Genomic DNA, 15,250 nt, shown 5'->3' on the forward strand with positions numbered 1-15,250 from the left:
CGGAAGGTGGACGCATTCGTTTCCCATCCTGACCCAGAAGGGTGCCGGGGTGCCGGGCGTCGGTAAGTTCGGAAGCAATGGCACCCCCTTCACCGGCCCGCCGGACCCCTTCCGTGACGATCGACTGGGCCGCGATGGAGCGTGACTGCCGCGCCCTGCTGCCGGCGCGGGCCGTGGTGGCGGCGCCCCAGGAGCTGCTGGCCTACGACTGCGACGGCCTCACCCTGCACCGGGCCCAGCCCCCCCTGGTGGTGCTGCCGGAAACCACCGAGCAGGTGGCCGCCATCCTGCGGCTCTGCCACCGCCGCGGCGTGCCCTTCCTGGCCCGCGGCAGCGGCACCGGCCTTTCGGGCGGCGCCCTGGCGGAGAACGGAGCGCTGGTGATCGCCACCAGCCGGATGCGCTCGATCCTCGATGTCGATCTGGCCAACCGCCGCATCACCGTCCAGCCGGGGGTGATCAACGGCTGGGTCACCCGGGCGGTGGCCGGCGACGGTTTCTATTACGCCCCGGATCCCTCCAGCCAGGTGGTCTGCTCGATCGGCGGCAACGTGGCCGAGAACTCCGGCGGCGTGCACTGCCTCAAGTACGGCGTCACCAGCAACCACGTGCTCGAGATGGAGGTGGTGCTTCCCGATGGCACGGTCACCACCCTGGGCAGCGGCCTGGCCGAGACCCCCGAGCTGGACCTGCGCGGGGTGTTCATCGGCAGCGAGGGCACCCTCGGCATCGCCACCGCCATCACCCTGCGGCTGCTGCGGGCGCCCCAGAGCGTGGCGGTGCTGCTGGCCGATTTCACCGCCATGGAGGCCGCCGGTGAGGCGGTGCGCCTGGTGACGGCGGCCGGGGTGCTGCCCGCGGGGATGGAGATCATGGACAACTTCACGATCAACGCCGTCGACGATCTCTTCGGCCGCGATGAGTACCCTCGCGATGCGGCCGCCGTGCTGCTGATCGAACTGGACGGCCAGGAGCGGGAGGTGACGGCGGCTGTGGAGATCGCCGGTGAGCTCTGCCGCCAGGCCGGGGCCCGCACGATCCGGCGCGCCTCCAGCGAGGCCGACCGCGCCCTGCTGTGGAAGGGGCGCAAGTCCGCCTTCGCCGCCGTCGGCCGCATCACCCCCACCTATTACGTGCAGGACGGCGTGGTGCCCCGCAGCGCCCTGCCTTCGGTGCTGGCGGCGATCGAGGAGCTCAGCCGCCGCTATGAGCTGCCGGTGGCCAACGTCTTCCATGCCGGCGACGGCAATCTCCACCCCCTGATCCTGTACCGGGCCGATGAGCCCGGCGTGACCGACCGGGTGCAGGCGCTGGGGGCCGACATCCTGCGCCTCTGCATCGACGCGGGCGGCAGCATCACCGGCGAGCACGGGGTGGGCAGCGACAAGCGCTGTTACCTCGACTGGATGTTCGCCCCCGACGACCTGGCCACCATGCGCCTGGTGCGTGAGGCCTTCGACCCGGCAGGCCTGGCCAACCCCGGCAAGATCTTCCCCACCCCGCGCAGCTGCGGCGAATCGGCCCGGCGCCAGGCGTCGTCCCTCACCGTGCATCTCGATGCCCTCCCCGCCGGTGGCGTGGAGTCGCCGAGCCTGGAGCCCCTCGACGTCTTCTGAGCGGGGCGGCGGACCTACGTTGCAGGGCACTCCACCTCCCCCAATCCATGAAGATCCGTCGGATAGCCAGCCTGGGTGTGGCGGCCGTGCTGGCTGCTGCCACCCCCGCCCAGGCCCAGTCCCCGGTCGTCAACCTGGTGGCCAAGAAGGTGATCGAGCGCTACCAGAAATCCAGCTGCGAGCAGCTCTGGGCCGCCCGCAGCGAGCGGCGTGGGTCCCAGGAGCAGCGCGTGCTCGACATGCTCAACGACGATCCCCAGCTGCGTCAGGGCTTCATCGACCAGGTCGCCGGCCCGGTGGTGAACAAGCTGTTCGTCTGCGGGATGATCCCCTGATCGCCGGCTTCAGCCGCCCCCACTGAGCCACCAGCGCCCCAGGCCCACCGCGGTGGCGGCGCCGATCACGGGCAGGGCCCCCAGTCCCCGACCCAGCAGCACCACCGCCGCCAGCAGCACCAGCACGGCGCCGCCGTCGTGGCTGCCGCCGGGGGCCAGGGCCGGTCCGGCCAGGTAGAGCGCCAGGCTCAGGATCACCCCCACCACCGCGGCGGTGATGGCGGTGAGGGGGGCGCCGACGCGCAGGTCCTCGCGGCTCGCCTCCACCAGGGGGCCGCCGGCGAGGATGAACAGGAAGGAGGGCAGGAAGGTGAACCACACCACCACCAGGGCGGCCACCACGCCGGCCGACAGGGTGCCGCTGCCGTTCCAGCCGCCCATGAAGCCCACGAAAGCCACCACCATGATCAGGGGCCCCGGTGTGGTCTCGCCCAGGGCCAGGCCGTCCACCATCTGGGCGGCGTCCAGCCAGCCGTAGGTGTCCACCGCCCCCTGGGCCACAAAGGGGAGCACCGCATAGGCGCCCCCGAAACTGACCAGGGCCACCTTGGTGAAGAACCGGGCCATGGTGGCCAGCTGGCCGTCCCAGCCCCCCGCCAGCGTCAGCAGGGTCAGGGGCAGGCCGAGGGCCACCCCGCCCCCGAGCAGGGTGAGGGCGAGGCGGCGCCAGTGGAAGCGGGCGTGGGTGGGGGTGGGGGTGTCGTCGCCGTGGAGGGCGGCCTCCGGTGGGGTGGCGCCCCCGACCTCGGCGGCGGTATGGGGTGAGGGGCCCCGGAACAGGGCCGGCCGCAGCCGACCGCCGATCCAACCCACCAGGGCCGTGGCGATGATCAGGGCGGGGTAGGGCACCCGGCCCACGGCCAGGGCCAGACAGGCCGCCGCCGCGATCAGCACCAGGGCGGGGTTGTGCAGCGTGCGCCGCCCCAGCCGCCAGGCCGCCTGGAGCACGATCCCGAGCACCGCCGGCTTGAGGGCCCAGAACACCGCCGCCAGCAAAGGCAGCTGGCCCCAGAGGGCGTAGATCGCCGAAAGGCTCAGCAGCACCACCACCGAGGGCAGCAGGAACAGGCCGCCAGCGATCAGGGCGCCGCCCAGACCGTGCATCAGCCAGCCCAGGTAGGTGGCCAGCTGGGTGGCCTCCGGCCCCGGCAGCAGCATGCAGTAGTTCAGCGCGTGCAGAAAGCGCCGCTCCGACAGCCAGCGCCGGCGCTCCACCAGTTCGGAATGGAGCAGGGCGATCTGGCCGGCCGGCCCGCCGAAGCTGACCAGTCCCAGCCGCAGCCAGAAGCGGGCGGCCGTGGCGAGGCTGAACGGATCCTTCAGCACCGATCGGCACCGCGAAGGCTCACAACGTAGTCAGCGGGATATCCCCGGCGTCACTGAGCGGATGTGTTTCCACTTACATCCCGCCCATCGATGGGCAGCAGGATGGACGGAAAGGTTTGGCGATGGCAGGGAGCGATGGTCCCAGCGAGAGGGCTGACGCAAGGGCTGGCGAAGCGACTGGCGGAAGGAAGCCGCAGAAGCCGCCGGCCGAGCCAGTCCGTGGGGGCTCCTTTTTCAGTCCGTGGACGAACTGGCGGGCCTGGATGGTGATGCTGGCGGGTGTTCTCCTCGGCCAGGTGATCGGCTTTTCCCCCCAGTTGTTCGTTCTCATCGCGGCGTTCTGTCTGCTTTGTGGCTGGCTGTTCGATCGCTGATCCAGGCCCACATCCTGCCGGGGTGCGAGTGACGTTCCGCTCGATGATTGCAGGGTCCGAGGATGTTGCCTGGCTTAGGGGATGGGGGCGACAGGCGCTCCAGGGGGCTGGTGCCGCACCACTTCGCCCCCCACCAGCAGGACGGCTTCGCCGGCCTGAAGCGCCAGCCATTCCTCATCCCTGGTCAGCGGTTCGGTGCTGACGATCGTCACGACGTCGTCGACGCCGGCCAGCTCGGAAAAGTCCACGCTCAGGTCGTCATCGGCCAGGGTGGCCCGGCCGAACGGGGCCCGGCGGGTGATGCGGTGCAGTCGGCTGCTGGCGTGGGCGAACAGCCAGCTGCCGTTGCTGATCAGGCAGTTGAAGGTGCCCTGCTGCTCCAGCTGCCGGGCGCACGACACCAGCGTGCCGAAGATGGCGTCCAGGTCCGCCGGATCGGCACCGGCGGCGTTCAGTTGCTCCAGGATCCAGCAGAAGGCCACTTCGCTGTCGGTGGATCCCTCCGGAACGAACAGCTGCGTCCGCGGCAGAGGCCCCAGCAGGTTGCCGTTGTGGGCGAACACCCATTCCCGCCCTTGCCAGCGCCGGTGGAAGGGGTGGCAGTTCTCCAGGGCCACCACCCCCTGGGTCGCCTTGCGGATGTGGGCGATCGAGCAGTGGGAGCGCAGATCCAGGCTGGCCACCTGGGCGGCGATCGGCGAGAAGGCGGCCGGGGCGTCCTCCCGGTACAGATGCACCCCGCGGCCATCGGGGTCGAAGCTGGCCACCCCCCAGCCATCCCCGTGGCAGCCGGTGGCGCCCCCCCGGCAGGTGAGGCCATGGAAGGAGAAGCGCATGTCGGTGGGGGTGTTGGCGCTGAGGGCCAGCAGTTCACACATCACCCGAGGTCCACCGAGGCCCCCATTGTCCCCGTCCTGGCGACTGTGGATCAGCGGGAGCTGCTGAACAGCTGGTCCCAGACCCCGTTCTTGCCGAAGAAGGTGGCGTTGATCTGCTTCCAGCCGCCGAAGTCGCCGGCCGAGAACAGCTGCTTCACCGGTGCGAAGTGGCCCTGCACCCGGCTCCAGACCCCCGGGCTGGCCGGACGGAAGCCCTCCTCGGCAAAGATCTCCTGGGCTGGCTCACTCTGCAGGTAGGCGGCCAGGGCCTCGGCGGCCTTGCGGGTGCCCTTGCGATCCACGTTGCGGTCCACGACGGTCACGGGGCCCTCGATGCGGATGTTGACCTCGGGCACGATGAAGGGGGTCTTGAGGTCGCCGCTGCGCTTGGCCAGGATCGCCTCGTTCTCGTAGTTGAGCAGCACGTCGCCCTGGCCGCGCTTGAGGAACGCGTCACTGGCCTCGCGGGCGTCCCTTGGCAGGTTCTCCACGTTGCGGTAGACCGAACTGACGTAGGCCTTGGCCTGGGCCTCGCTGCCGCCGGTCTGGCTGATCGAGCCCCACAGCCCCAGGAAGTTCCATCGGGCGCCGCCGGAGGTCTTGGGATTGGCCGTCAGAACGGTGACGCCCGGCTTGGCCAGGTCGGCCCAGGTCCGGACCCCTTTGGGGTTGCCGTCACGGGTGATGAAGGCCACCACCGAATGGGTGATGATCGCGCCGCCGGGCAGGTCCTTTTCCCACCCCGGCTGCACCAGGCCCGCTTCCTGGAGCTTGAGCACGTCACCGGCCAGGGCGAGGGTGGCCACGTCGGCATCGAGCCCGTCGATGATCGCCCGGGTCTGGGAGCCGGAGCCGCCGTAGCTGGTCTTGACGTTGATGGCCTGGCCGGTTCTGGCCTTCCAGTCGGCTTCGAACTTGGGCAGGATCCGGTCGTAGGCCCCCTTGGTCACGGCGTAGCTCACCAGCAGCAGCTCCTGGGGAGCGCCGCCGGCATCAGCATCGGCACCGGCACCGCCGCCACCCTCGGGCTGGGCGCCGCAGCCGGTCAGGGTCAGGCCCCCCAGCAGGAGGCCGGTGATGGCGAGGGGGGCGGCGGAGCGGGCGAAAGGGAAAACCACGGTTCACTGATCGACAATCCGGCAGAGCATACACCGGTATCCCGATCGGCTATCCAGTCCCCCTTTGCCCCTGGCCTGCCCCCTCCCCCTCTCTCTGGTCTGCGGCTCCCCCGCTCAGGGGGCCGGCTGCTGGCTCAGCGGGACTTCGAGAAGATCGAATCCCAGAGCCCTCCCTTGCCGAAGAACCGCTTGTTGATGGTGTCCCAGCCGCCGAAGTCCCGGGCGGTGAACAGCTTCGAGACCGGAGCGAATCGGGATCTCGTCTCGGCCTTCACCTTGGCGTTGACGGGTCGGAATCCCTCCTCGGCAAAGGCCCGCTGGGCCGGTTCGCTGTACAGGTACCTGGCGAAAGCCTCGGCCACCCGGCGTGTTCCCTTGCGGTCCACGTTCCTGTCGACCACGGCGATCGGCCCCTCGATCAGGATGTTGGTGGTGGGCACGATGTAGGGGGTTTTCCAGGTGCCGCTCTTCCTGGCCAGGATCGCCTCGTTCTCATAGTTCAGCAGCACATCACCCTGGTTGCGTTTGACGAACACGTCGGTCGCCTCGCGGGCATCCTTGGGCAGGGTGTCCACGTTGCGGTACACGTTGGTCACGAAGGCGCGGGCCTTGGCCTCATTGCCGCCGGTCTCCGTCACCGAACCCCACAGGCCCAGGAAGTTCCAGCGGGCGCCGCCGGAGGTCTTGGGATTGGCGGTGATCACCTCCACGTTCTTGTTGTCGAGATCGTTCCAGGTGCGGATCTTCTTCGGGTTGCCGGGACGCACGAAGAAGGCGACCACCGAGTTGGTGATGATGCTGTTGTTGGGGTTCTCCTTCTCCCAGCCGGGACGGATCAGGCCGGCCTCCTCGAGCTTCAGGGTGTCGGCCGCCAGGGCCAGGCCCACCACATCCGCCGCAAGGCCGTCGATCACCGCCCGGGTCTGGGAGCCGGAACCGCCGTAGCTGGTGCGGACGACGACGGTCTGGCCGGTCCGCTTCTTCCAGTCGGCCGTGAACCGGGGAATGATCTTGTCGTAGGCCGCCTTGGTGACGGCATAGGACACGAGCAGCAGTTCCTGCCGTGGCGCCGGTTGCTGGGCCTGGGCGTTCAGGGGCAGCAGGGTGCCGGAACCCCCCAGGGCGACGGCGACGGCCAGGGGGGCGGCCACCAGGCCGGGATGCCAGGGGCGGCGAGCGGCTGGCGGGACCGGCGAGGAGAAGGAATGAAGCACGGTTGTCCGATGGGTGAACTGGTGAAACCTATCCGTCGCGCCGCCGCGGCGATGTAGGGCGGATCACATCCCCCCGGTGCCTGGCCGTTGGCTGGTCCGGGGGTGGTGGCTGCCACAATCCTCGTAAGACAACCGTGGATTCCCTTGGCCTTCAGCGCGAAAACCGGATACGGCCTCGTCTCGCTCATCGAGCTGGCCGCCATCCATTCCCGCGGCGGCGTGCTGCAGGTGGCGGAGATCGCCCAGCGCCAGGGCATCCCTGACCGCTACCTGGAGCAGATGCTCGCCAGCCTGCGCCGGGGTCAGATCCTGCGCAGCATCCGCGGGCCGAAGGGGGGCTACCAGCTGGCCCGGCCGCCGGCCGAGATCCGGGTCGATGACGTGGTGAGCTGTCTGGAGGGGGACGTCACGCCGCGGGGCGGCGGCGAGAGCGCCACCCCTGAATTCGAGGTGCTGGGCCGGCTGGAGGAACGGCTCGAAGAGGCGCGTCGCGCCATCCTCTCGGGCACCACCCTGCAGGACCTGCTGGACCAGCGGGATCACCTGGCCCAGGCCCAGGCGATGTACTTCATCTGAGCGGACCGGCCCTGAATCCGGCCGGACCGCGCTGGATCGTTAAATAGACCACATTGCCGATGGGGAATGTGAGGTATGGTTCTGGGGTCCCCGCAGGCTCCCCATGTGCTGTTGTCGGCGAATGCCTGTCGCCAGCCGAAGGCTGGCCGTCCGCTCTGCCCTGAACCCCCCCACCCCATCGCTGTCCGCCTGCGGCCATGACCACCTCACGTACGCCCCAGACCCTCCGCCTCACGCTCCTGCCCCATGACGTCCTGCCCGACGGACTTCATTGGAAGATCCAGGACGGCTACATCCGCACCGCCTCCCACGACGAGGAGGGCGAATCCTTCGCCCTCGGCCTCTGGGGCCCGGGTGACTGGGTGACCAACGCCTATTCCACCCTGCGTCCGGTGGAGATCCAGTGCCTGTCCACGGTGGTGGTGGAGCAGGGCCATCCCAGCGAGGCCGAGATCCTGGCCTTCCTGCATCACCAGATCCGCAACACCGAAGAGCTGTTCGAGATCAACCGGGTCCGCGGCGCCGACTCACGGCTGCTGCGGCTGCTGCGCTGGATCGGCCTCCGCTTCGGGCAGGTGAGCAGCCGCGGCTACCGCCTCTCCCTGCGGGACATGAACCTCACCCATCAGGCCCTGGCGGAGATCTGCGGCCTCACCCGGGTGACGGTCACCAAGACCCTCAACCATTTCAAGCGCCTCGGTCTGCTGCATCAGGTGAGCGACACCGACCTGATGGTCAGCATCCCCTGAGTGCGCCGACGCGTTTCAGCGCCCCATTTTCAGCGTCCTTTCTGTTCATCAACACCCACACATCAACATCCACCGTCATGGCCGCCCAGTACTTCCGCTCCAGGCTCAATGAGCCCCAACCCCAGCGCTTCACCCTCGTCTTCCGCAACGGTGAGCTGCTGCGCCACCAGGATCCCCTGGCCGTCGCCCAGTACCTCGCCGATGCCCGCCTGGCGGAGGTTCATTCCGAACCTCCACGGCGCCGTGCCGCCACTGCGGTAAGCGACTGATCAGATCGAAAAATCCGGTTGAAAAGCGTGGGCCTGGCGGCTGATCACATGCAGTCGGTCGCCGGGCTTGAGGTTGGCGTAGTCCACCTCTTCCCGGGGGAACTGGGCCACCACCACTTCTTCTGAGTCGAGCACCAGTTCCGCCTGCAGGTCGCGGCCCATGTGGGTGAGGCGCCGCAGGCGGGCCGGCACGGTGCCCGGCTGGGGGGTGGCATGCACCTGCACATGGTGGGGGCGCACGAAGATCCGGCCCTCCGTCGGCAGCGGCGGGACCGCATCGCGCCGCACGGGCAGGGAGCCGCTGGGCAGCTCGTTGACCGCGCCCACGAAGCTCATCACGAACGGGGAGGCGGGATGGTCGTAGATCTCCGCCGGGGAACCGATCTGCTCCACCCGGCCTTCGTTCATGACCACGATCCGATCGGCCACCTCCATGGCCTCCTCCTGGTCGTGGGTGACGATCACGGTGGTGACGTGCATCTCGTCGTGGAGATTGCGCAGCCAGGCCCGCAGTTCCTTGCGCACCTTGGCATCGAGGGCGCTGAAGGGTTCATCCAGCAGCAGCACCCGGGGCTGCACCGCCAGGGCGCGGGCCAGGGCCACCCGCTGGCGCTGTCCGCCGGACAGCTGGGAGGGGTAGCGGTTGCCGTAGCCCCGCAGGTGCACGAGGTCGAGCAGCTCGTCGACCCGCCGGCGGATCGCCTCAGGCTTCCAGCGGCGCAGTTCGAGGCCGAAGGCCACGTTGCGGCGCACGTTGCGGTGCTTGAACAGGGCGAAATGCTGGAAGACGAAGCCCACCTGGCGCTCCTGCACCGACCGCTCGGTCGCCTCCTCGCCGGTGATCCAGATGCGGCCGGCATCGGCCTCCTCCAGCCCGGCGATCAGTCGCAGCAGGGTGCTCTTGCCCGACCCGGAGGGTCCGAGCAGGGCCACCAGGGAGCCGCTGTCCACGTCGACGCTGACGTCGTCGACGGCGCGGAAATCGCCGAAGTTCTTGCTGACGTTGGCGACGCGGATGCCCATCGAAACGGTCTGGGTGGCTGGGAGGATCCGACTATACCGGTAAGCGCACCGCTAAACCGTCCTTTAGCCTGACGCCGTTGAAGCGCGCCATCCCCCTGCCCCGATGACCCCCGCCCTCCTGCGTCGCTGGCGCCCGCCGGCCCTGGCGCTGCCCAGCTGGCCTTGGCGCATCACCTGGACCTACCTGGGCCTGATCCTGTTCCTGCCCCTGGGGGCCATGCTGCTCAGGGCCGCCGAAGTGGGACCCGCCGGTTTCTGGGAGATGGCCACCACGCCGGAGGCCATCGCCACCTACAAGGTCAGCTTCGGTCTGGCCCTGGTGGCCAGCGTGATCAACGGCGTCTTCGGGCTGGTGGTGGCCTGGGCGCTGGTGCGCTGCCGCTTTCCGGGCCAGCGCCTGCTTGATGCCCTGATCGATCTGCCCTTCGCCCTTCCCACCGCCGTCGCCGGTCTTGCCCTCACGGCCGTGTACAGCACCAACGGCTGGCTGGGCCAGCCGCTCCATGAGGCCTTCGGCATCAAGGTGGCCTTCGCCGCCCCGGGGGTGACCGTGGCGATGGTGTTCATCTCCCTGCCCTTCGTGGTGCGCACCGTGGAGCCCGTGCTGCGTTCCCTCGAGAAGGAGCAGGAGGAGGCCTCCTGGTGCCTGGGGGCCACACCGCTCCAGACCACCCTGCGGGTGGTGCTGCCCCAGCTCCTGCCGGCGATCCTCGGCGGCGTGGCCCAGGGCTACAGCCGGGCCGTGGGGGAGTACGGCTCGGTGGTGATGATCTCCAGCAACGTGCCCTTCCGGGACCTGATCACCCCCACGTTGATCATCCAGAAGCTGGAGGAATACGACTTCGATGCCGCCACCGTGATCGGCGCGGTGATGCTGATCTTCTCCCTGTTGAGCCTGCTGGTGATCAACCTGCTGCAGGTGTGGGGCCAGCGCTACCAGGGCGATGCGGCCTGATCCTGCCGCCTGCCCCAGCCTTCACCCCCTGTCCTGTCCGCCTTCCGTTCCCGCCACCGGCTTTCCGCCATGACCATCGTTGTTCCCACCCTGGAGAGCCCCAGGCCCACGCCCGCTCCAGGCAAGCGATCCCGCCGCCAGGGCCTGGATCTGCCGGCGATCCTGATTCCCCTGGTCGCCTGCGTCTACGTGGGGGTGGTGATCCTGCTGCCAGCCCTGAGCGTGGTGGCCTCCGCCTTTGCCAAGGGGCTGGGCCCCTTCCTGGAGAACTTCCAGTCCCACGAACTGATCTCGGCCCTGCGCCTCACCCTGTTCGCCACCGCCGTGGCGGTGCCCTGCAACGTCATCTTCGGCCTGGCCGCGGCCACCGCCATCGCCCGCCGCCAGTTCCGGGGCAAGGCCCTGCTGCTGAGCGTCATCGATCTGCCCTTCTCGATCTCACCGGTGGTGGTGGGCCTGATGCTGGTGCTGCTCTACAGCCCCACCCATGGCCTGCTGGGGGGTGTCATCGAGAGCCTGGGCTGGAAGATCATCTTCTCCTGGCCCGGAATCGTGCTGGCCACGATCATCGTCACCTTCCCTTTCATGGCCCGGGAGGTGATCCCCCTGCTGGAGGAGGAGGGCTGGGAGCAGGAGGAGGCCGCCCGCACCCTGGGGGCCACCAACTGGCAGGTGTTCTGGAAGGTGACGCTCCCCTCGGTGCGCTGGGCCGCCCTCTACGGCCTGATCCTCACCACGGCCCGGGCCCTGGGGGAATTCGGAGCCGTCGCGGTGGTCAGCGGCAACATCGAGGGCCTCACCCAGACCCTGCCCCTGTTCGTGGAGGACGCCTACAAGAACTACCAGACCGAGCTGGCCTTCGGGGCGGCGATGGTGCTGGGGGGCGTGGCGATCGTGTCGCTGCTGCTCAAGCTCCTGGTGGAGCAGCTTCTGGAGCAGGACAAGAAGGCGGCCAGGACCGAGCCGTGACCGGCAACGGCCCGCTTCGGGTCGGGCCCGAGCCGGTTCCCTAACGTTCGCGTCGGCACGACGGGACAGCCATGGGGCATTGGCAGGCGTTACTGGAGGCCCCAGCCTTCTGCATCAATCTGGAGCGTCGTCCCGATCGGCGCGATGGGCTGCTCGAGCGCCTGGGGGAAGCCGGCTTCACCCGGGTCTCGATCTGGCCCGCCGTGGATGCCCGATCGGAGAATCTCGAGGCGCTGTTCGAGCGCCACGGCCTGGGCAGGCCAATGGATGTCGATCGCTTCCCGGCCCGTCGCGGCTCCCAGGGGTCCCTGCTCTCCCACCTGGGCCTGCTGGCCCATGCCATCGAGCGGGACCTGCCCTTGCTGCACATCTTCGAAGACGACGTCTTTTTCCCGCCCATCTGGGCGACCCATGCCAGGGCCTTCCATGACGCCACCCCTGCGGATTGGGACCTGCTGTTTCTCGGTTCCCAGATCCTCTACGAGGAACTCCCCTGGCCCAGTCCCTTCCGCTTCATCGATCGCCATCCCCGCCTGAGGTCGGTCTCCCGCCGCCTGGTCCCAAGGCCGACGCCGATCCTGCAGGACATCGTGACCTGCCCGCTCTTCTGCACCCACGCCTATACCCTCACCCTGGCCGGATGCCGTCAGCTGTACGCCTGGCTCACCGGTCAGCCGGTGGTCTACGGGTATGACTTCATGATCTGTGACGGCATGCGGAACTCCCCGCGCGTCAGCTCCTTCCCGCTGAAGTGGTACGCCTGGAACAGCCTGCGGTTGTGTCCCGACCCGGCCTGCCGCGGCACCGATCCCGCCATCACCCGACGCAATCGGGGGCTGGTGTTCCAGTTGGAGGAGGAAGGCCCGGGGGTGGTGGGAGACAAGCTATGAGAGGCTGAGGCGAAAGGCCTCGGGGAAGATGGGCCTGGGCTGCCCTGAAGTGATCGATGCGATGAACTCCCTTGCCAGGGAAAGGGACTCGGCGATCACCTGGTGCATGTCCATGTATTTGTACAGCCCCAGTCGGCCCATGAAGCTGGTCTTGTCCGTCTGTAGGCAATCGCCCAGGTAACCGTGCATCAGGGCCTTGTCGGCCGCTAGGCGCTTGGGGTAGTAGGGCTCATCCTCGAGGCCCGTTTCTTTGCTGTATTCCGTGAACACGATTGTTTTGTCGTGCTGTTTCCAGTATTCGTAATGCTTGTGCTCCCTGCGGCGGGTGAAGCCCACATCCAGCGAGGGATAGTTGATCCCGGGATGGCCCAGGGTATCCCCTTTTTCGATCTGCCGCTCCCAGAAGACTGTGCGATAGCCGAGCCGGCCCCGCCGGTGGCCGAAGAAGCCATCGAGGGGGCCTGAGTAGAACACATGGTCATAGGGCTGGCCATCGGAGGGTTGCCAGCGGTGGTTGAGGCTTAGGGAGATGCGGGGATGGTCGATGAGCCGCTCGAAGACGGCGGTGTATCCATCTCTGGGAATGCCCTGGTAAATCGAGGAGTAGTAGTTGTCGTTGTAGTTGAAACGCAACGGCAACCGCTTCAGCACGGAGGCCGGGATCTGCTGCGGCTCGCAGCCCCAGTGTTTCTTCGTGTAGCCATGGAAGAACGCATGGTAGAGCTCATCGCCCATGAAGTGCAGGGCCTGCTCTTCGAAGTTCCGGGGCTGTTCGATGTCGTGGCGTCGGATGGAGTCGACGAACTGCCGGGCTTCCGATGGTGAGAACTTCTTGCCGAAAAACTGGTTGATGGTATGAAGATTGACGGGCAGACTGAAGATTCCCTTGTCGATGCTGGCCTTGGGGCGGTTGATGAACGGCATCATCTCCGTGAAGCGCTGCACGTAGTTCCAGACGCCAAGATCGCTGGTGTGAAAGATATGGGCACCGTAGGTATGCACGGTGATGCCTGTTTCCTGTTCCTTGTGGGTGTGGCAGTTGCCGCCGATGTGATCCCTGGCTTCGACAATATCGATGTGGTGGTCGGTGTGATCGGCAAGTTCCCTGGCCAGAACGGCGCCGGCGAAGCCGGATCCAACCACAAGAAAACGCATGATGAAAAGCCTGCGGACGGATCAGAAAACTATGCGATCGGGAAGTCTCGATTCGATGAAATCTCGGTAGTCGTCCAGGCGGGTTTCGGGTCGGATGTCGATGGATTTGGAGGCCGTGTCGTAGTGGCGGAAGCGCTTCATGATGCCGTTGAAGTGCTGTTCATCGCTGGCATCCATGTAGTCGATGGGGTTGGCGTTCTTGAGGCCGTGGTAGCGGATCGTCCAGCTGAGATGGGGCGGCAGAAAGGAGCGGAACCGCAGGTAGCCGAATTCACAGTGGTTCCACTGGCAGATGTGCTGGTCGAGGCCGGTTCTGGCCTTGGGCGTGAGGATGGAATTGGTGCCCACCACGTTGGCCGGGTCCTCACCGGCGAGCAGCAGCAGCTTGCCGAGGTCATGGAGGAGGGCCAGCAGCAGCAGATCGTCGTCGTGGACGCCATCGCTGACCATCGCCTCGATCATCTGCAGGCTGTGGGTCAGCTGGCTGGCGCAGCCCAGCAGATTGTCGGTCGGATCCAGGCACTCCCCCAGCATCCGGAACAGATCCATCGGGCGGAGGCTGCCGAAGACCGGCGTCCGATACCGGTCGTTGAGGGCCCCCACATCGGCGATCGACTGCTGGTCATGGCGATCCAGGATCTGCCGTTGCAGGGTCCGCTGGCGCTCGGCGGCCCGGTGGGCGGCGGAGTCTGGGGGATCGAGCTTGACCAGGCCGAGGCCGGCAGCGGCCAGCCCCCGCTCCAGCCCCCGTCGGGCCCGTCCTTTCAGCCGGGGCACCAGGTGGCTCGGCAGCAGCGAAGGCGAGATCAGCAAGGCGGCCGCTGCAGCGGATCTGCAGCAGCCTATCGAGGCTTGTGGGCCCCGTCCTCCACACAGCTCCCCGGCGCCTCGATCTGGAGCGTGCTGTGGGTGATGCCCAGCTGGGCGAGCCGCTGCTGGGCGAGCGACAGCAGCTCTCCATCCAGCGGGCCATCGCCGCGGCCGACGAGATGGGCCGTGAGGGCGGTGCGGGAGGTGCTCATGCCCCAGACGTGCAGATGGTGGACGTTCTCCACGCCGGGAAGGGCTCGCAGGGCTGCCTCCACCGCGGCCAGGTCGATGCCCCGCGGCACGGCGTCGAGGCTGGCGCTGAGGGCTTCCCCCAGCAGTTCCCAGCCGCTCCAGGCCACCGCCAGCCCCACGCCGATGGCGGTGGCCGCATCCAGCCAGTTCCAGCCCACCAGCCCCACCAGCACGGCGCTGACCAGCACCGCGGCCGAGACGGCGGCATCGGTGAGCAGGTGCACCACCGCCGCCCGCCGGTTCAGATCGTGGTGGTGGCCGGTGCCGAACAGCCGGGCCGAGACCAGGTTGACCACGATGCCGGCCGCCGCCGCCCAGGCCACCGGGCCGCTCACCACCGGCACCGGATCCAGCAGCCGCTGCACCCCTTCGACGATCACCACCCCGGCCGCCATCAGGATCAGGGCCGCGTTCATCAGCGAGGCCAGCTGGGTGCTGCGGCCGAAGCCGTAGGTGAAACGGGCCGTGGCCGGCCGGGCGCTGAGCCGTTCGGCCCCCCAGCCGAACAGCAGGCCCGCCACGTCACCGAGGTTGTGGATGGCATCGCCGATCAGGGCCAGGGACCCGAAGCCGATGCCGATCGCCAGCTGCAGCCCCGAGAGGGCGCTGTTCAGCAGCACACCCCAGAAGAAGGCCCGGGGTGAACCCTGCCGGTGCGGATGCCCGTGCGGGTGCCCGTGTTCGTGCTGGTGGGAATGGGACGCCATGGAGGCGTCTTAGCAGCGCTGGCCTCGGCTGGCC

Annotated in this window: 16 protein-coding genes; 8 read left to right on the forward strand and 8 right to left on the reverse strand. The window is 68.2% G+C overall.

The window, feature by feature from the left end; translation table 11 throughout:
- Positions 1 to 77: 77 nt before the first annotated feature.
- Positions 78 to 1,616: an FAD-linked oxidase C-terminal domain-containing protein gene (locus tag CJZ86_RS00440; protein WP_502690409.1), complete on the forward strand. Its 1,539-nt coding sequence runs from the start codon at positions 78 to 80 to the stop codon at positions 1,614 to 1,616.
- A 47-nt stretch (positions 1,617 to 1,663) separates the two neighbouring features.
- Positions 1,664 to 1,951, forward strand: coding sequence for a hypothetical protein (locus tag CJZ86_RS00445; RefSeq protein WP_094583999.1), 288 nt, complete (start codon positions 1,664 to 1,666; stop codon positions 1,949 to 1,951).
- 9 nt (positions 1,952 to 1,960) lie between these two features.
- On the opposite strand, the gene chrA is transcribed toward CJZ86_RS00445, so the two are convergent.
- The 4 genes from chrA to CJZ86_RS00465 all read right to left on the reverse strand — a co-directional run bounded on the left by chrA (position 1,961) and on the right by CJZ86_RS00465 (position 6,798).
- Positions 1,961 to 3,277: a chromate efflux transporter gene (gene chrA / locus CJZ86_RS00450; RefSeq protein ID WP_233133744.1), complete on the reverse strand. Its 1,317-nt coding sequence runs from the start codon at positions 3,275 to 3,277 to the stop codon at positions 1,961 to 1,963.
- 448 nt (positions 3,278 to 3,725) lie between these two features.
- On the reverse strand, positions 3,726 to 4,529 hold the full coding sequence (locus tag CJZ86_RS00455; RefSeq protein WP_094584000.1) for a class II glutamine amidotransferase: 804 nt from the start codon (positions 4,527 to 4,529) through the stop codon (positions 3,726 to 3,728).
- A gap of 50 nt (positions 4,530 to 4,579) precedes the next feature.
- Positions 4,580 to 5,647: a sulfate ABC transporter substrate-binding protein gene (locus CJZ86_RS00460; RefSeq protein WP_233133745.1), complete on the reverse strand. Its 1,068-nt coding sequence runs from the start codon at positions 5,645 to 5,647 to the stop codon at positions 4,580 to 4,582.
- A gap of 134 nt (positions 5,648 to 5,781) precedes the next feature.
- The gene (locus CJZ86_RS00465; protein WP_094584196.1) at positions 5,782 to 6,798 is read right to left on the reverse strand and encodes a sulfate ABC transporter substrate-binding protein; all 1,017 of its coding nucleotides are present in this window, start codon (positions 6,796 to 6,798) and stop codon (positions 5,782 to 5,784) included.
- Between the two features lie 207 nt (positions 6,799 to 7,005).
- On the opposite strand from CJZ86_RS00465, the gene CJZ86_RS00470 reads away from it, so the two are divergent.
- The 3 genes from CJZ86_RS00470 to CJZ86_RS00480 all read left to right on the forward strand — a co-directional run bounded on the left by CJZ86_RS00470 (position 7,006) and on the right by CJZ86_RS00480 (position 8,455).
- Positions 7,006 to 7,437, forward strand: a complete 432-nt coding sequence (locus CJZ86_RS00470; protein ID WP_094584001.1) for an RrF2 family transcriptional regulator — start codon at positions 7,006 to 7,008, stop codon at positions 7,435 to 7,437.
- Between the two features lie 197 nt (positions 7,438 to 7,634).
- The gene (locus tag CJZ86_RS00475) at positions 7,635 to 8,186 is read left to right on the forward strand and encodes a Crp/Fnr family transcriptional regulator (protein ID WP_094584002.1); all 552 of its coding nucleotides are present in this window, start codon (positions 7,635 to 7,637) and stop codon (positions 8,184 to 8,186) included.
- Between the two features lie 77 nt (positions 8,187 to 8,263).
- Positions 8,264 to 8,455 carry a hypothetical protein gene (locus tag CJZ86_RS00480; protein ID WP_094584003.1) on the forward strand — a complete coding sequence of 64 codons (192 nt, stop codon included), beginning with the start codon at positions 8,264 to 8,266 and terminating at the stop codon, positions 8,453 to 8,455.
- Here the strand turns inward: CJZ86_RS00480 and CJZ86_RS00485 are convergent, their stop codons facing one another.
- Positions 8,456 to 9,478: a sulfate/molybdate ABC transporter ATP-binding protein gene (locus tag CJZ86_RS00485; protein WP_094584004.1), complete on the reverse strand. Its 1,023-nt coding sequence runs from the start codon at positions 9,476 to 9,478 to the stop codon at positions 8,456 to 8,458.
- 103 nt (positions 9,479 to 9,581) lie between these two features.
- Here CJZ86_RS00485 and cysT point away from each other — a divergent pair, with 103 nt between their 5' ends.
- From cysT to CJZ86_RS00500, 3 genes are all read left to right on the forward strand, one after another.
- Positions 9,582 to 10,433, forward strand: a complete 852-nt coding sequence (gene cysT, locus CJZ86_RS00490; RefSeq protein WP_094584005.1) for a sulfate ABC transporter permease subunit CysT — start codon at positions 9,582 to 9,584, stop codon at positions 10,431 to 10,433.
- Between the two features lie 69 nt (positions 10,434 to 10,502).
- On the forward strand, positions 10,503 to 11,402 hold the full coding sequence (gene cysW / locus CJZ86_RS00495; protein WP_094584006.1) for a sulfate ABC transporter permease subunit CysW: 900 nt from the start codon (positions 10,503 to 10,505) through the stop codon (positions 11,400 to 11,402).
- A gap of 71 nt (positions 11,403 to 11,473) precedes the next feature.
- Positions 11,474 to 12,292, forward strand: coding sequence for a glycosyltransferase family 25 protein (locus CJZ86_RS00500; protein ID WP_094584007.1), 819 nt, complete (start codon positions 11,474 to 11,476; stop codon positions 12,290 to 12,292).
- On the opposite strand, the gene CJZ86_RS00505 is transcribed toward CJZ86_RS00500, so the two are convergent.
- Genes CJZ86_RS00505 through CJZ86_RS00515 form a run of 3 tightly spaced genes read right to left on the reverse strand, consistent with a single transcriptional unit; the run spans position 12,287 to position 15,216 of the window.
- A complete protein-coding gene (locus tag CJZ86_RS00505; RefSeq protein ID WP_198960037.1) occupies positions 12,287 to 13,447 on the reverse strand; it encodes a UDP-galactopyranose/dTDP-fucopyranose mutase family protein in 1,161 nt (386 codons plus the stop codon). The two genes, CJZ86_RS00500 and CJZ86_RS00505, sit on opposite strands and share 6 nt — an antisense overlap.
- A 21-nt stretch (positions 13,448 to 13,468) precedes the next feature.
- Positions 13,469 to 14,260, reverse strand: coding sequence for an inositol oxygenase family protein (locus tag CJZ86_RS00510; RefSeq protein WP_158219472.1), 792 nt, complete (start codon positions 14,258 to 14,260; stop codon positions 13,469 to 13,471).
- Positions 14,261 to 14,289: 29 nt separating this feature from the next.
- Positions 14,290 to 15,216: a cation diffusion facilitator family transporter gene (locus CJZ86_RS00515; protein WP_094584010.1), complete on the reverse strand. Its 927-nt coding sequence runs from the start codon at positions 15,214 to 15,216 to the stop codon at positions 14,290 to 14,292.
- Positions 15,217 to 15,250: the final 34 nt, after the last annotated feature.

Origin of the sequence: Synechococcus sp. BO 8801, assembly GCF_002252675.1 — a bacterium.
Lineage (GTDB): Bacteria > Cyanobacteriota > Cyanobacteriia > PCC-6307 > Cyanobiaceae > Cyanobium.

Coding starts and splice junctions, on each gene's coding strand:
- CJZ86_RS00440 (WP_502690409.1), top strand. CDS start 78: ATGGCACCCCCTTCACCGGCCCGCCGGACCCCTTCCGTGACGATCGAC.
- CJZ86_RS00445 (WP_094583999.1), top strand. CDS start 1,664: ATGAAGATCCGTCGGATAGCCAGCCTGGGTGTGGCGGCCGTGCTGGCT.
- CJZ86_RS00455 (WP_094584000.1), bottom strand. CDS start 4,529: ATGTGTGAACTGCTGGCCCTCAGCGCCAACACCCCCACCGACATGCGC.
- CJZ86_RS00475 (WP_094584002.1), top strand. CDS start 7,635: ATGACCACCTCACGTACGCCCCAGACCCTCCGCCTCACGCTCCTGCCC.
- CJZ86_RS00480 (WP_094584003.1), top strand. CDS start 8,264: ATGGCCGCCCAGTACTTCCGCTCCAGGCTCAATGAGCCCCAACCCCAG.
- CJZ86_RS00485 (WP_094584004.1), bottom strand. CDS start 9,478: ATGGGCATCCGCGTCGCCAACGTCAGCAAGAACTTCGGCGATTTCCGC.
- cysT (WP_094584005.1), top strand. CDS start 9,582: ATGACCCCCGCCCTCCTGCGTCGCTGGCGCCCGCCGGCCCTGGCGCTG.
- cysW (WP_094584006.1), top strand. CDS start 10,503: ATGACCATCGTTGTTCCCACCCTGGAGAGCCCCAGGCCCACGCCCGCT.
- CJZ86_RS00500 (WP_094584007.1), top strand. CDS start 11,474: ATGGGGCATTGGCAGGCGTTACTGGAGGCCCCAGCCTTCTGCATCAAT.
- CJZ86_RS00505 (WP_198960037.1), bottom strand. CDS start 13,447: ATGCGTTTTCTTGTGGTTGGATCCGGCTTCGCCGGCGCCGTTCTGGCC.
- CJZ86_RS00515 (WP_094584010.1), bottom strand. CDS start 15,216: ATGGCGTCCCATTCCCACCAGCACGAACACGGGCACCCGCACGGGCAT.